We start from the raw sequence: 14,705 nt of genomic DNA on the forward strand, positions 1-14,705 counted from the left end.
CGGCCCCTTCAACAAGCGCATTCGTCGCCGCAGCACGATAGATCGTCGAGGTACATTCCGTAGCGGCGGTACTCCTCCAGGGGCTCCACGCTCACCCGCAGGCGGCGAGCGATCTGGTTGGCGACCACGGCGAAGCGCTGGCGGAACTTGTAGATGAAACAGAAGATGACATCGCCCTGGCGCACCTGCGGCCCGACCAGGAACAGCCCTTTCGTCACGGTGGACTCGTCGTCTTCCGTCAACAGCGGAAAACCGTCGTCTCGCCAATCGAACAACGAGCGAACGAGGCTTGCCGAACCGACGAATCCGGAGGCCAGGATCGGCTTCTCGGCGCAGTCGACGACGTGACCGCCCTTGAGCGCCAACTGATAACCGTTGTCCTTGCGGCGAACGCCGATGACCGGACAGCCGCCGCGCAGCGTCACCCGACCCGAGTCGACAGCCGAATCCAGACGCGCCTTCGTAAAGGGCGACAAGAGTTGGCTGGGGTCCGGGCCTTTTCGCGTCCAGGGCTCCTCGCGGTCGAAGACGATGGCTCGTCGACCGGCGGCGGCCAGCCCGACGGCGGCGTCGACGCCGCTCTCGGATCCGCCGATGATGTATCTCTCGTCGCCGCCGAGATCGTCCCACGAGGTCACCTGGGAGTTGTGCAGGCACAGCTCGGCCCCGCGGAAGCCGTTGGTCCGCGGGTACTGCATTTCGCCGCCCGCCCAGACCACAAACCGCGCGTGGAAGTCGCCGCGACTCGTCGCCACCCGAAACCGCTTGGGTCGAGCTCCCGTCGCGACCGAGAGAACGTCGACTCCGGTCTCTACCGGCAAGTCGAAATGCTCCGCGATCTTTCGCAGATAGCCGGCGTACTCCTCCCCCGTGGGGTGCTCGACGCCGATCGAGTAGGCCGGCGAGGTGTGCAGACAGACGGCGTTCAGGTCGAGGGCGCCGAACTGGGTGCTGTTGAACGACGGCGTAATGAAGCGCATCTGCCGCGGCCAAAGCAGGAACGAGGCGCCGATGGCGGCACGGTCGAGGATCACGAAGTTCTCGATTCCGAGGTCGCGCAGCGTCGCACCAAAGCCGAGACCGGCGGCCCCGGCGCCGACGACGACAATGTCGAACGAGCGGGCTCCTTTCGTCATCGGCTCACCCGAACCGTTTCCTTCACGCCACTTGCAGTCAATCGGTCCATCACCTTCCCCCTCCCGAGGCCCACTCTTCGTGACCCTGTTCCGTTTCCATCGTGCAGGACAGCCGCGAACGCGCCAGGAGCCGGCGCCCTGGACGGGCGCGAGGCACGACACCGCGTTACCAGTGTCGGGGAGACGCCATCCTGAACCGCAATAGGACGCGGACAAGCACCATTGCCGTAGCGCGCACGCTCTTGCGCTTGCGGCAATGCGCCGTCGACGAACGATGGACGAAAACGCAGCGCGTGACGGGAACTACGCGGGCGGGCCGCGGGCGGGGAGGCGGCGGGAGTGACCGGACGCGATCCATGCGCCGTCGGCAGCCTGCTCGAGCGCCCCCACAACGTCGGCGAGTTCGACCTGCAACGAGCCGGAGAGTTCGGCGGCAGGGTGGTGTCGGAGCTGGCAGACCGCGCAACGCTGATCGGCCGCGTGCTCCTCGTGACAGAAGACCTCGGCGGCGCCGGCGCCGGCCACCGCCATCACCAGGACGACGATCCATGCGCGCCAGCCACGGCTACGCCGTACGAGCCCCGTGCGCGCGCGTCGTCTCTGGACCATCGGCGCTCACGCTAGCAGAGATCACCCCAGGGCTGCAAGGGCCGCCACGGATTCGGAACACGCATCTCGATGCCGTGGCCCGAGTAGAAGACCAGCGGGACGTCCGCTGCCGCGCGCTGGCGCTGGAATCGACGTAGCACCTCGGTCATCTCCACCGATCCGCGTCCAGCTCCGTAGCGACCTTGAACCCGAGACGCTGCCGCGGCCGACATGTCGGTCGCATCGTTCGTTGCTGGTGGTACCTTTTCGACTCTTTCCTGTCGATTCTCATGAATAGCGGAGAAGAAACTGCTTCCTATTGGACAAATGTTGTCTCTTGTGGCTACTTCTATCAACTTTGGCATCATCGAAAGAGCGCAAGACGGTATCACCAGCTGAACGGCTGCGATCCGCACCACGGCGTCAGACGTGGCCGCCATCGACCCACGTGCAGGCGATAGGTCTCGTACGACTCTCCGAACCTGCAACGGAGCGACGGCTCCTCATGGAGCAGCACGAACAAGTGGAACGCGACCAGCAGCACCCCTGCGTACGCCAACAGCCGGGCTTGCCCAAAGAGCAGCGCCTGCCCCGAGACGATGAGCAGCACGGAGATGTACATCGGGTTGCGCACGAACCGATAGAGACCGGACGCCACCAGCACTTCGGTCTGCGCCACTGGGGCCGGGGTGCCACGCCCCTCGAGGGCGAAGCGGGCGAAGCAGTCCAGCAGGCAGGCCAGACCCGCGGCGACCGCCGCGGCACCCGCCATCCGCCCGCCCGGCAGCCCGAGCAGTGGCGGCTGCATCGTCCAACCGACCAGGACGAACGGGCCGACGCCAGCAACGAGACCGGGAGCCGCCCAGAAGAAGACTAACGACCCCACGATCGCACGTGTACGAGTTCCCTTCATGAGCCATGCGCTCCTCAGGGTGAAGCTACCACTCATGGCTGCGTGTCAAGGCAAACCGAACACGAACAGATTGTTGCCGACGCTCGGGCGCAGCTCCGGCGTCAGGCGCGTGAAGCCGGAGGCGGTCCCGGAAGCGCCCGTGCTGACCGCCACGTACTGCCGGCCGTCCACCGCGTAGGTGATCGGGAAGCCGCTGACCGGCGAGCCGAGGTTGATCTCCCACAGCACCTCGCCCGTTTCGTCGTCGTGGGCGCGGAAGCGGCCGTTCGTGTCGCCGCCGAACACCAGTCCTCCGCCGGTCGCGACGAGAGACATCGTCGCCGCGCGCTGCTCGTAGAGCCACTCCGTCGCGCCGGTCTCGGCCGAGATCGCCTGGATGGTGCCGAGCTGATCGGTGCCCGGCGCGAGCTGGTGGCGCAGCGCCAGGGCGTAGTGGATGCGCGCCTCGCGCGTAGCCATCATGCGGGCGCAGGTGTTGCGCAGCGGCATGTACATCCGGTTGGTCCGCGGGCTGTAGGCGCCGGCCTCCCAGTCCTTGCCTCCGAACCAGGTCGGACAGGTCAGCACCTCCTGCCCCTCGGCGGTGAAAATGAGCTCCGCGTTCTCGGTGACCGCACCGGTCGCGCCGTCGATGGCGCTGATGACGTTCTGCGTCACCGTCGGCCGCGCCCACAGGAACTCGCCCGTCTCGCGGTCGAGCGTGTAGACCACGCCGGTCTTGCCCGGAATGCCGGTCAGCACCCTGCGCACTTCGCCGCGATTGAGCCGGGGGTTGATCCAGCTCACCGCCGCCGGGTCCGGCGCCACGGCGGTGTCGACCAGCAGCCGCTCGAAGGGGTGATCGAGGTCCCAGTGATCGTTGAGGTGCTGGTAGTACCACACGATCTCGCCCGTGTCGCCGTCGAGCGCCAGCGTCGAGTTGTGGTACAGGTAGTTGTTCTCGATCCCGCCGAGCAGGAACTTGGGCGCCGGGGACGTGACCGACGTGCCGACGTAGACCAGGTTCAGCTCCGGATCGTAGCTCGGCGCCATCCAGGACCCGACGTGCACGCGCTCCTCGTAGGGAACGCCGCCCCACGTCTCGTCCCCCGGCTCGCCGGGGGCCGGCACCAGGCGCGTGCGCCAGACCTCCGCGCCGGTCTCCGCGTCGTGGGCGGTGATCACACAGGCTTCCGGCCCGCCGTGGGGCCGGCAGCTCCGGCCGGAGACCGCCTTGCCGCCGGCGACGATCGGACCCGACGAGTGCCGGGCGGGATTCACGAAGTAGTCGAGGATCTGCGTCTCCCATGCCAGCCGCCCGGTCTCGGCGTCGAGCGCATAGAGGTAGTTGTCGGCGCTGGTGTCGAGGATGCGGTTCCCGTAGATGGCGATGTTCCGGTTGGTCATCGACCCGTTGACGTAGTCGTCGATGTCGTCCGGCAGGTCGCGGCGGTACTCCCAGCGGAGGTCGCCCGTCGCCGCGTCGATGGCCTGGATGACGTCGCTCGGATTCGGCATGTACAGCACGCCGCCGTAGGCCAGGGGCGTCCCTTCCTGGTTGCCGACGCCCAGGGCCCGCGTCCATACCAGGCGCAGCGTGCCGACGTTCTCGCGGTCGATCTGATCGAGCGGGCTGTAGCCCCAGCCGTCCGGCGTGCGGCGCCACGTCAGCCAGTCGCCCGGCGCCGGATCCTCGAGCATCGCGTCGGTAACGGGAACGAACGGCGCGGAGGTTTCGTCCTGCGCGCCGGCGGGAAGCGGCGCGAGTGCCAGGAACACCGCCGCCGCAAGCAGGGCGTCTCGCCCGGCAAGACCACTCGGTTGCATGTCAGCCTCCGTTCCGCTGGGCTTCCACCAGCGTGCTCACTTCTTCGGCCAGCTCCACGAACGCCCGGTCGGCCGCCTCGATCACGCAATGCATACCACAGGCTACTGCGCCAAGTCGCCTATCTTCATGTGGACCGTCCCGGCCGGGGCGACCAGGGGCGTACTGTCGGCGCGCGTCTGGAAGGGTCAACCGGAAACCGGAGGCGCCATGGGGACCTGGCGCCCGACCGGCTCGCCGCTGGCGGCCGCGCCCGCGAGCTCCCCGTCCACGATCGGCCGAGCCGAAGGAAAGGCCGTCGCGCCGGTCACCGCGCCCGAGCCATCCGGCGCGCGACGCGAGTCTCCTGGTGATCGAAGGCCGGCTCGTACGTCCCGATCTCCACACGGGTCATGCCCGCGGCCAGGCAGCACGCCCGCCACTGTTCGTCGATGATGGACACCATGCTTGACAGCATGACCACGGCGGCCTTGCGTTCGATGTCGAAGAAGGGAGCGGCGTCTACCGCGGCCTCGATGGAAGCTGCGTTCCCGCTGATCTCGCTGATGCCGGTCTCCAACTGACGCTGACAGTGCGGCTGGGGGTTGATGTCGAAGGCCGGCGACAGCACCCAGAGCCCCCCGCCGGCATGCAACAGCCCGTGGTTCTTCAAGTGATCGTCGTTGTTCGACACGAGAATCGTGAACAACATCCTTCGAAAGAGCTCGGTCAGTTGGACCCGCGGGTCCAACGCATGCGCCCGCAGCGCGTCGGCGATGTCCGTGTAGTACGCCCCTGTCCCGGTCTCCGCGCCGAGGAACGATTGCGCGGAGAGATAGTGGACCCTGTCGCCCGCGACGCGGTCGAACCGGTCGACAAGCGCTACCGGCCGGTCCGTGTCGCCGAGCTCGATGCGGGCCGACGCCGCGTTCACGCCGGCGGCACGCGCCAGCCCCAGCGCCGCCACCTCGGCCCTTTTCTATCGGCATCGTGTCGTCGTCGGACGTGAACTTCGCGATCGTCAGGTTGCCGCGCTCGTCGCGGACGCTCGCCTTGGGCCTTGCGCCGCCAAGCGAGCCGGCGCTCCCCAACAGCCGTTCCCACGCGTCCGGATCCCGGTTCAAGTCGTCGGCGCCCAGGCCGGTCAGGCGCCGCAGCTCGTCCAGCTCGGCCAGGCGCGGAGTCGGCGGATACGTTCGCGCCAGCGGCCGACCCTCCTCGTCCAGATAGCGGAGGGCGCCCTGTCGGGTCGCATCGTCCGCCGCCAGCAGGTAGTCCAGCTCCGTGAGCACCCCGGACGAGGCCTTGCGGATGAGACCACGCCCCCAAGAATCCGGCGCACCGTCGGCGATCGGTCCCGGCAAGGCAGAGCGGGGGCGCTCTCGCGACGCACTGGAGTAGAAGGGCGTTCCGGCCAGCGGCATCGTCGCCGGGGAGATGGCGAAGGCCCCCCGCTTCTCCAGCCACTCCGGGGCGTAGCGGAACATGCACGCCTCGCGCCGGCCGTCGCACTCGAACACGATCTCGCCGACCGGATGCAGCGCTTCACCAAGCGCCACCCGCACGCGCCGCGTCGTCTTGGCCATGGCGGGTAACGCTATCCGAGGGAACGAGGCCTCGGCCGGCGGATGCGCCGCGGGAGGCTGTCGACGTCGAGCATCAGGCCGGTATCGTCTCGCGAGACGTCCAGGATCTCATCGAGGCGGTGCAATTCACCCAGCGCCAATAGCGCCATCGCGAACGCCCCGATCGAGACGCCGGCCTCGCCTTTCTCGAGTCTCATCAGCGTGCCCTGCGACACGCCCATGCGCGTTGCGAAGTCCGCCACGGGCAGGCGCCGCTTCCGGCGGGCGATGCCGATATCGCGGCCGAGCGCACGGAGCGCGCGCTGGACCGAGGGAGGGTGGACTCTAGGCCCCATAAGAATCAATATATTGCATTCTAATACTCATAAATCAGCATATACAGTTGCTACAGAAGGCCGCTGACGTCGGCGGTCCTTGCCCCAGACCTGACAGGCGAGACCGCCATCGATGAACGGGCGGCACCGCATCGCCCCGTCAGTGTCTGGGGCGCACGCGGTTCCCGGCGGTCAGGAGCATCTCATCGGCCGGCTCCCCGTCAACGAGCAAGCCCGAGAAGCGCACCGGCAGACCCATTCCTTCCCAGAGCTCTCTCGAGTCCTGCAAGTGGAAATGCAGATGCGGCTCGGTGCTGTGGCCGCTGTGCCCGCAGCGGCCGATCACCTGTCCGCGGGTCACCCGGTCGCCGGGCGCGACGGTGACGCTGCCCCGAATCAGGTGGGCGTACAACGCGAACTCTCCCTCCGCGTGCTCGATGAGAACGTGATTGCCCACGAAGCTGCGTGCCGTGAAGTCGCAGATGCCCCAGCCGAGGAACGCCTGGCGTACCCGGCTCTCCAGGCGAACGACGGTGCCGTCGGCCGCCGCCAGGATGTCCTGCCCGTAGCAGAAGTAGTCCGCGGCGCGCGTGCCCCGACCCGTGTGGCGTTCGAACGCCTCGTTCGCCTGCACGAAGTCGAGCGCGAAGCGCTGGCCGAGCACGTCCCACGAATGCGAGGTCTCGGGTGTGGCGCCGCCATTGCACAGCAGCCACTCACCCTCGAAAGGCAGCGTGTAGACAGCCCTGGTCTCGTAACCCCGGCAGTCGTCCCCGCTGCGCGTCTCCCGCGCGACCAGGGCCGAGTCGCCTTCGGACTGGCGAACCATCTCCAGGACCTGGAACGGATTGAGGAGAATCAACCACTGAGTCCACGCCCACACTGTGTCGGGGGCGCGCGGCCCGAAACGTCCGATCGGGCCGGAGATCGGCCAGCTCTCACGCAGGTCCGGCGCATCCGCCGACTCCGACCCGCGCGCCGGCCCGCGCAGCCTCCCCACCACCCACCGCGACGTGATGTAGATCGCCAGGACCGCCAACAGCGGCGGACGGACATCAAGGACCAACTGCGCGAGACCCGCGATGAGCGCGGTCGCGCCGAGCGCGATGAGCACGTTGACAAGTCGCATGGACCGGTGGTCCCCAAATCACACAGCGGGTGATACAATGTAGATTGCCTACTATACATGTAACACAATGGCGCTCAACATCAGGAACGCGGAAACCGAACGGTTGGTGGCGGAGCTGGCGCTGCTGAGCGGGCGGACCAAGACCGAGGCGGTGGCCGAGGCTATTCGAGACCGTCTGGAGCGGCTCAGGCGTGAACGCAGCGGACGCTCGCTGGCCGACGAGCTCGACGAGATCGGGCGGCGCTGCGCGAAGCTCCCCGTACGTGACGGACGCCCCGCGAACGAGATCATTGGGTACGACGAGTACGGCGTTCCCCGCTGATGGTCATCGATACGTCGGCGTTTCTCGCGATTCTGCAGGACGAGCCCGACCGCCGCTCCTTTACCGAGGCGATCGGGGCGGCGGCCGTGCGGCGGACTTCGGCCGCCACTTTCGTGGAAGCGTCGATGGTCCTGCAGTCGCGTTACGGAGCGGAAGGCGTCCAACGCCTGGACATGCTGCTGGAGACCGCGCGCATCGAGGTGATGACGGTCGATCCGGCTCAGGCCCGGATGGCGCGGCGGGCGTTCGTCGACTTCGGGAAGGGACGACACCCGGCCGGACTCAACTACGGCGACTGCTTCACCTACGCGCTCGCCCGCCAGCTCGGCGAGCCGCTCCTCTGCAAGAGCGACGACTTCGCGCAAACGGATCTCGACCTGGTCCTGCCACCGGCGCCGACTCCGTAGGGGCGGGCAGCCACCCGATCGATCGCTCAGTCGGGCGAGCGCACCGCGAACTTCTGCACGCGCCCGCTGAGCTGCGCGGCGAACACCCCGCCGTCGTGCGAGACGGTCATCCCGTGGCCACCCCCGCCGCCCGTCAGCTCGGCCAGGATCTCGCCGTCCAGCGTGCGCAGCGCGCCGCCGGCCCAGATGCGCTGCTCCCTTGTCACGAAGAGCGCCTGCACGCCGGTGAGATCCGTCCACTGGTCGAGGAACTTGCCCTCGGCATCGAAGACCTGAACCCGGCGGTTGTCGCGGTCGACGGTGTAGACGCGGCCGTCGCCGGCCACGGCGACCCCGTGCGGCAGGCCGAACTGGCCCGGCCCGGCGCCCCGCGAGCCCCAGTCGCCGAGATAGCGCCCCTCCTTCGAGAACCGCACGATGCGGGCGTTGCCGTACCCGTCGCTCACGTAGATGTCGCCGTTGGGGGCGAAGGCGATGTCCGTGGGCAGATTGAACGTGTCGTGGCCGGCGCCCGGGACCCCGGGCGTGCCGAGGTGCATCAGCACCTCGCCGGTCTCGCGCAGCTTGTAGACCGCGTGGCCGGGCGCGTCCACGACCCACACGTGGCCTTCCGGATCGACGCGGATGGCGTGCGCGCCGCAGGCTTGACAGCCCGCCGGGCCGTAGACGGCGGTGTAGCCGGACGCGCCGGGCGCCCGGTCCTCGGGAGCCACCCCCATGACCTTGCCGTTGCTGAACAGCCCCTCGCCCCAACCTCGCACGAAGGTGCCGTCCGGCTCGAACACCAGGATCGGCTGGGCCCCACGGTGCAGTACGAGAATGTTGCCGTCGGCGCCGGTGGCCACGGCGACCACCTGGCCGAAGTTCCAGGCCGAAGGCGTGCCGGCGGCGGTCGTGGCCAGCTTCGGCCACACGGAGACCTCGGTGTAGTTCGCGGCCGACTGCCAGGCCGGCACGGCCGCCACGGCGGCGAAACCGACGACGGCGAAGACGACGGCGAACCGGCGAACATTGTGCTTTCTCACGGTTGCCCTCCGCGGCAATGGGCCCGGCCTGCGGCCGGGCCGGAACCACTCTCCGAGCGTGCGCTCCCCCGGGGGGGTGCTCAATCCTCCTCGGGCAGGGCGAACACGAAGATGCCGTTGCCCTGGCGCGGGTTGCGCTTCTCCGGAATCAGGTCGGCCGGGATGATGCTGGTCCAGCTCGAGCCGCCCAGCGGGCCGCCCGCGCCGAAGGCGATGTACTGCCTGCCGTCGACCGCGTAGGTGATCGGATAGCCGTTGGCCATCGTCGTCAGCCGGCTCTGCCAGAGCTGCTCGCCGCTCGCCGCGTCGTAGGCGAAGACGTGCCGCTCCCAGTCGCCGACGAAGACCAGACCCCCGCCCGTCGTCAGCGCCGCCGTGTTGTACGGGACGCGGAGCCGGTGCTTCCACAGCGCCTCGCCGGTCCGGATGTCGAGCGCCTGGAACTCGCCGAGCTGACCCGGCGCGTCCGGATGGAAGTGGTTCAGCCGGCCCCGCACGCCGCCCGTGCCGCCGCCGCCCGGCCGCTGCTCCACCGGCCCGAACGCGGCCGTCTCGCACTGCAGGTTCAGCGGCACGTACAGCGCGCCGGTGTCGGGGTGGTAGGCCATCGCCCGCAGTGCCTTGAAGCCGCCGGTGCTCGGGCAGAAGAAGAGCATCTCGCCCACGCCCGAGACCATGCCCTCGCGATAGGTGAACTCGCCGGTCTCCGGATCGATGTCGGCCAGGTTCTGGTAGCCGAGATCGACGGCCTTGGTGAACGCCCCGGTCGTGCGGTCGAGCTCCCACAGGATGCCCAGCTTGCCCATGCTGAACACCGACTGCCGGCCGTCGTAGTCGATCAGGATCCGCTCGAACGTCTCGTCCATGTCGTGGCTGTCGCCGGGGATGTGCTGGAAGAACCAGCGCATCTCGCCGGTTTCCGGATCGAGGGCCAGTGTGGAGTTGCTGTACAGGGCGTCGCCGTCGGTGCCGCGGGCGTCCCGCGACCACGGCTTGGCCTGCGCCGTGCCGTAGTAGACGAGGCGGGTGACCGGATCGTAGGCGCCGGGGATCCAGGCGTCGCTGCCGGCGCGGAACAGCAGCGGGAGGTCGCCCCAGGTGTCGCCGCCGCGCTCTCCCGGCCGGGCGATGGTCGACGTTCGCCACATCAGGCGCCCGGTGCGGCCGTCGACGCCGACGATGTAGCAGGTGTCCTCGCGGAACCGCTCGCAGCCGCGCAACCCAGCCACGACCGTGCCGTCGGCGATGACCGGCCCGCTCGAGAACCCGTAGCCGTCGTGGTCCGGCGCCACGTCGGTGTCCCAGCGCTCCTCGCCCGTCCGCGCGTCGAGGCCGACGACATGCGCGTCCCGGGTATTGAGGATGATCAGGTCCTCGTAGATCGCGAGGCTGCGCATCTGCGCGGCGGGCCGCAGCCGCTCGTCCATCTCGCGCCGGTACTCCCAGATGAAGTCGCCGGTTCCCGCGTCGAGGGCCTGCACCACGTTGCCCGGGTTCGCGATGTACATCACGCCGTCGTGCACGATCGGGGTCGTCTGCGACACGCCCGGCTCGAGGCCCCAGGACCAGACGAGCCGGAGATCGCCGACGTTGTCCTGGTCCACCTGGTCGAGGGGGCTGTAGCCCCAGCCGTCCAGGGTGCGCCGCCAGTTGAGCCAGTCGGCGGGATCGGGATCCTGCAGCACGGCATCGGAGACCGGCGTGAAGTCCCGGTCCTGCGCCCCTGCCGGGAACGCGGAAGCGGCCAGCAGGACGGCCGCGACGAGGCAGACGAGATATGCGCGAGAGGCCGGAGACGGCATGAGGCCCTCCTTGAGCTTCGAAGGATGATTTCGCGGGCCTGATTATAGTCGGCGCCCCCGCCGCGGCGGCGCCGGCGAACCTTTTCCGTCCAGGTGCGTTCCTTCTCACGATGACCACGCAGGAGGCCGGCCCGGACCCGCACGCGGCCCTCGTCGAGCGCTGCCGCCGGGGCGACGACCTCGCGTGGGAACAGCTCGTGAGGGACTGCCAGGGACGCGTCTACGGCCTCGCCTGGCACTATCTGCGCAGCGTCGAGGACGCACGGGACGTGACGCAGGAGGCCTTCGTGCGCGTCTACCGGCAGCTCGACGCCTTCGAGGGAGGCCGCTTCCTGGCGTGGCTGCTGCGCATCACGCGCAACCTGTGCATCGATCAGCTCCGGCGCCGGAAGGCGCGCCCGCCGGCGGAGGATCTGCGGGCCGACGAGCACGAGAGCGCGCTGCCGCCGGACGCCGCGCCGAATCCGGAGCAGGCCTGGCTGACCGACGACCGGAAACGAACGGTACACACGGCCCTCGCGCGGCTGAGCGCCGCAAGCCGCGAGATGATCCTGCTCAAGGAGATCCAGGGCCTGCGGCTCGACGAGATCGCGCACCTGCTCGGCCTGCCTCTCGGAACCGTGAAGTCGCGCTCGACCCGCGCGCGGATCGAGCTGGCGAGACAGGTCGTGGCCGTCGACCCCTCGTACGCGCGGACTTCCCGTCCACGGGGATGATGCGATGGACTGCCGCCTCTTCTGCGACCGAATCGAGGCCCTGGTCGACGGCGCGATGCCGGAGGACGAGCGACTGCGCGCCGCGGCGCACGCCGCCGGCTGCCCCGACTGCCGCGCGCTCCTGGCGTCGATGCAGGAAGCGTTCGCGCCGGCGATCGCAGCGCCCGGCGACCTGACCGAGGCGATCCTCGCGCAGACGAGCGGCCCTGCATGCGGGCGGGCACGAGCCCTGCTCGGAGACCTGCTCGACGGCGCGCTCGACGCCGCGGACCAGGACCTGTGCAATGCGCACCTGCGGCACTGCCCCGCCTGCACCGCCATCCTGACCGCCCTTGTACGGTTGGCCGAGGACCTTCCGTCGTTTGCGGCGCTGCCGCCGGATCCCCCGCTCGTGGACGACATCCTCGTTCTCACCCGGCCAGGACGACCGTGGTGGACCGTCTTCCGGGAACGGATGCGGGAAACAGGGTTCCGGCTGCTGGCGCGCCCCCGCGTCGCCTGGGAGGCCGGCTGCGTCGCCGCACTGCTGGTGTGGCTGATCTGCGGTGCCTCCTGGTCGCCGCTACGCGGCACGGCGGTGGCGGCGCAGGCCCTCGTGGAGCGCAGTGCGGCCGGCGCCCAGGCGGCGGGCGCCCGGTCGGTCGCCGCGCTCGACCGTACCGTCGCGGCGCTGCGCGAGGAAACCGTGCGCGTCGCGGCGGACGGCGCGAGCGAAGTGTCCGGTCGGCTCTCGGGCCTGTCCTCGTGGCGCCGCCGGGCGGCGAGCGCGGCGCCGGAGCTCGACCGGCACTGGCGGCAGTTCCTGCAGGCGGTGCGGGACCGCGACCTGTTCGGCGGGGTCGACGCGCTGCACTCGATCGGCCGTGACGCCGGCGCCATGCTGGCGGAGCTGCTGTTCCCGCCGTTCTCTTCGTCCACGACCACCGAGGCCGCGCCAATCCCGGCCGGAAGGAGCAGACCATGAACGGATCCCCGGAGCCTCCGCACACCCCGCCGACCACGGCGCCGGATCGGCCAGCCTCGTCGCCACTTCCCGCGGCGCCGGAGCCCGCCGCGCGGACGACCCCGGCGCCCTCCCGGCCGGCCGGGGAGCGGACGCGCTACGCGCCCCCCCCCGGTGCGACGCCGGGCCTGCAACCCAAGTCGCCCATCATCGCCGGGCTGTTGTCGCTGATGCCCGGCGCCGGCCAAATCTACGTCGGCTACTACAAGGTCGGGTTCATCCACAACGTCGTGTTCGGGACGACGATCGCGTTTCTGGCCGCCGGCGGCGGTCCGTTCCCTGCGCTGCTCCCGGCCATGGCGATCTTCCTGTCCTTCTTCGTCATCTACAACATCGTCGACGCCAGCCGGCGCGCCACCCTCTACAACCTGGCCCTCGACGGCGGTGAAGGCATCGATCTTCCGAACATGGACATGGACATCTCGCTCCCGAGCCTGGGGAGCTCGATAGGCGGCGCCGTGAGCTTGATCGTGCTGGGCGTCGTCCTGCTCTCGAACACGCTGCTGGGCATCCCGCTCGACTGGCTCGCCGCGTGGTGGCCCGTCATCCCGCTCGGCCTCGGCATCCACCTGCTCGTCAAGGCGCTGAGGGAGCGGCAGGCGGGGAATTGAGCGCCGGGGCGCGAACCCGCGAGCAGCAGTGGTGTCTCAGTCCTGGACAACCGGGACGCTGATGCTACCCGACCGGCCGCGTTAGGAGATCCGAATACAGCGCGTAGAACCGCTCCACGTCGAGGTCCAGCATCACTTCGACGTGCCGGCCGTCATCAACGCCACGGGGACCGACGACGGTTGCGCCGGAGTTCGGACCGAACGTCGTGTCGACCGTGATCGACAGCCCCTCGGACGCGGTGACGATGGAGGGCTCGATGAGCCAGGCGGCGGTGATGCAGTCCCAGACGTACGCCGTGGCAGCGGGGTCGCCGTCGAACCGCGGCCCCATGTCGTACCGCATGAGGCGGGTCAACGGTGTATCGACCGCGACGATGCGGTCGAAGCGGGTCTTGTGCAGCGGCGCGTGGTTGGTGATGTCGAGGCCGAACATCACGATGCGCGGAATCGGCGCGGCCAGCACCGCGGCCGCCGCCTCCGGATCGAACCAGAAGTTGAACTCCGCGGCCGGCGTGACGTTGCCGGGCACGCGGGCGTTGCCGCCCATGAAGACCAGGCTGCGGATGCGCGGGGCCAAGTCCGGCCGGCGCCGCAGGGCCAGCGCCACGTTGGTCATGGGACCGAGCGCCACCAGCGTGACCTCGTCCGGGTGACGCTCTATCGCCTCGATCAGGAACGCCACCGCGTCGCTCGATCGCGGCCGGGTCGACGCGAGTCGCCCGCCGTGCGGCGGACGCACCCCGGGCTCGGCCGCGAAGGCGCCCTTGAACCCGATGGGTCCCCACTCGGCCTCCCAGCGGGCCGCCCGCGCCGCGGTGTTGACCAGCGGCGCATGCGCGCCCAGGTGCAAGGGCACGTCCGCGGCCCCGGTCAGCTCCAGCAGGTGGAGCATGTGCTCGGCGCCCTGCGGCACCGTGTGGTTGCCCGCCACGACGGTGATCCCGAGCAGCTCGAAGAGGTCGCGCCGCCGCACGAGCATCGCCAGCGCGGCGGCGTCGTCGTTGAAGACGGCCGAGTCGGTGTCTACGAGAAGTCGGCGCTGCATGTGCCGATCATGGTACAGTCCTTCCCCCGGCGGCTGCGGCGGCCGTCGGATTTGCCGCGGGAGGTGTCACGTGAGCGAGATGGTGACCTTGGCGTTGGCGAACCTGTTCTTCGGGCTGTTCGGCATCGCGGCGGTCGGGATGGCCGGCGCGGCGCTGGTGGGACTGCTCAACGCACTGAGCCCCGGTGCGAGCGACTTCGGGGCCAAGGCGCTGGTCGCCGGGGTGGCGGTGCTGTTCGTGCTCGGCCTGATCACGCTGGCGTCGAACCTGTCGTAGCTTTCGGCGAGCCGCCCACCACCCCGCGGGCGGTGGGCGCCGACGAGC

Annotated in this window: 17 protein-coding genes and 1 pseudogene; 7 read left to right on the plus strand and 11 right to left on the minus strand. The window is 69.6% G+C overall.

The genetic code is table 11. From position 1 onward, the window contains the following. Window positions 1–8: 8 nt before the first annotated feature. Window positions 9–1,136 (minus strand): SidA/IucD/PvdA family monooxygenase, encoded by a 1,128-nt coding sequence (locus F4X11_24920; GenBank protein MYN68220.1) that lies wholly within the window; start codon window positions 1,134–1,136, stop codon window positions 9–11. Window positions 1,137–1,475: 339 nt separating this feature from the next. On the opposite strand from F4X11_24920, the gene F4X11_24925 reads away from it, so the two are divergent. After that, window positions 1,476–1,760, plus strand: a complete 285-nt coding sequence (locus tag F4X11_24925; GenBank protein ID MYN68221.1) for a hypothetical protein — start codon at window positions 1,476–1,478, stop codon at window positions 1,758–1,760. Here F4X11_24925 and F4X11_24930 read toward each other — a convergent pair. The 7 genes and pseudogenes from F4X11_24930 to F4X11_24960 form a co-directional block, all read right to left on the minus strand. Further along, window positions 1,757–1,894, minus strand: coding sequence for a caspase family protein (locus tag F4X11_24930; protein ID MYN68222.1), 138 nt, complete (start codon window positions 1,892–1,894; stop codon window positions 1,757–1,759). The genes F4X11_24925 and F4X11_24930 overlap by 4 nt on opposite strands. Before the next feature lie 218 nt (window positions 1,895–2,112). After that, window positions 2,113–2,637: an isoprenylcysteine carboxylmethyltransferase family protein gene (locus tag F4X11_24935; protein MYN68223.1), complete on the minus strand. Its 525-nt coding sequence runs from the start codon at window positions 2,635–2,637 to the stop codon at window positions 2,113–2,115. Window positions 2,638–2,682: 45 nt separating this feature from the next. Continuing rightward, entirely contained in the window at window positions 2,683–4,443 is a 1,761-nt protein-coding gene (locus F4X11_24940) for a PQQ-binding-like beta-propeller repeat protein (GenBank protein MYN68224.1), read from the minus strand. Between the two features lie 305 nt (window positions 4,444–4,748). After that, on the minus strand, window positions 4,749–5,387 hold the full coding sequence (locus F4X11_24945; protein ID MYN68225.1) for a HipA domain-containing protein: 639 nt from the start codon (window positions 5,385–5,387) through the stop codon (window positions 4,749–4,751). Window positions 5,388–5,718: 331 nt separating this feature from the next. Further along, window positions 5,719–6,006, minus strand: a pseudogene (locus tag F4X11_24950) (type II toxin-antitoxin system HipA family toxin). Window positions 6,007–6,017: 11 nt separating this feature from the next. Beyond that, window positions 6,018–6,341 carry a helix-turn-helix transcriptional regulator gene (locus tag F4X11_24955; GenBank protein ID MYN68226.1) on the minus strand — a complete coding sequence of 108 codons (324 nt, stop codon included), beginning with the start codon at window positions 6,339–6,341 and terminating at the stop codon, window positions 6,018–6,020. Between the two features lie 139 nt (window positions 6,342–6,480). Beyond that, window positions 6,481–7,449 carry a M23 family metallopeptidase gene (locus F4X11_24960; protein ID MYN68227.1) on the minus strand — a complete coding sequence of 323 codons (969 nt, stop codon included), beginning with the start codon at window positions 7,447–7,449 and terminating at the stop codon, window positions 6,481–6,483. A 67-nt stretch (window positions 7,450–7,516) separates the two neighbouring features. Between F4X11_24960 and F4X11_24965 the strand changes: the two genes are divergently transcribed. Further along, the gene (locus F4X11_24965) at window positions 7,517–7,771 is read left to right on the plus strand and encodes a PSK operon transcription factor (protein ID MYN68228.1); all 255 of its coding nucleotides are present in this window, start codon (window positions 7,517–7,519) and stop codon (window positions 7,769–7,771) included. Next, window positions 7,771–8,178, plus strand: a complete 408-nt coding sequence (locus F4X11_24970) for a type II toxin-antitoxin system VapC family toxin (GenBank protein MYN68229.1) — start codon at window positions 7,771–7,773, stop codon at window positions 8,176–8,178. The genes F4X11_24965 and F4X11_24970 overlap by 1 nt, the downstream gene beginning before the upstream one ends. 26 nt (window positions 8,179–8,204) lie before the next feature. On the opposite strand, the gene F4X11_24975 is transcribed toward F4X11_24970, so the two are convergent. Then, complete coding sequence (locus F4X11_24975) at window positions 8,205–9,203, minus strand: hypothetical protein (GenBank protein ID MYN68230.1); 999 nt, start codon at window positions 9,201–9,203, stop codon at window positions 8,205–8,207. Window positions 9,204–9,283: 80 nt separating this feature from the next. Further along, a complete protein-coding gene (locus F4X11_24980) occupies window positions 9,284–11,005 on the minus strand; it encodes a PQQ-binding-like beta-propeller repeat protein (GenBank protein ID MYN68231.1) in 1,722 nt (573 codons plus the stop codon). A 110-nt stretch (window positions 11,006–11,115) separates the two neighbouring features. Here F4X11_24980 and F4X11_24985 point away from each other — a divergent pair, with 110 nt between their 5' ends. From F4X11_24985 to F4X11_24995, 3 genes are read left to right on the plus strand one after another with little or no spacing between them, the layout of a single operon-like run. Further along, complete coding sequence (locus F4X11_24985; GenBank protein MYN68232.1) at window positions 11,116–11,721, plus strand: sigma-70 family RNA polymerase sigma factor; 606 nt, start codon at window positions 11,116–11,118, stop codon at window positions 11,719–11,721. A gap of 4 nt (window positions 11,722–11,725) precedes the next feature. Continuing rightward, window positions 11,726–12,685 carry a zf-HC2 domain-containing protein gene (locus tag F4X11_24990; GenBank protein MYN68233.1) on the plus strand — a complete coding sequence of 320 codons (960 nt, stop codon included), beginning with the start codon at window positions 11,726–11,728 and terminating at the stop codon, window positions 12,683–12,685. Further along, complete coding sequence (locus tag F4X11_24995; GenBank protein ID MYN68234.1) at window positions 12,682–13,335, plus strand: hypothetical protein; 654 nt, start codon at window positions 12,682–12,684, stop codon at window positions 13,333–13,335. Before F4X11_24990 ends, F4X11_24995 begins: the two co-directional genes overlap by 4 nt. A 64-nt stretch (window positions 13,336–13,399) precedes the next feature. On the opposite strand, the gene F4X11_25000 is transcribed toward F4X11_24995, so the two are convergent. Beyond that, window positions 13,400–14,380: a nucleoside hydrolase gene (locus F4X11_25000; GenBank protein ID MYN68235.1), complete on the minus strand. Its 981-nt coding sequence runs from the start codon at window positions 14,378–14,380 to the stop codon at window positions 13,400–13,402. 70 nt (window positions 14,381–14,450) lie between these two features. Between F4X11_25000 and F4X11_25005 the strand changes: the two genes are divergently transcribed. Then, window positions 14,451–14,657, plus strand: a complete 207-nt coding sequence (locus F4X11_25005) for a hypothetical protein (protein MYN68236.1) — start codon at window positions 14,451–14,453, stop codon at window positions 14,655–14,657. The last annotated feature ends 48 nt before the right edge of the window (window positions 14,658–14,705 follow it).

This window comes from Acidobacteriota bacterium (assembly GCA_009861545.1).
GTDB lineage: Bacteria > Acidobacteriota > Vicinamibacteria > Vicinamibacterales > UBA8438 > WTFV01.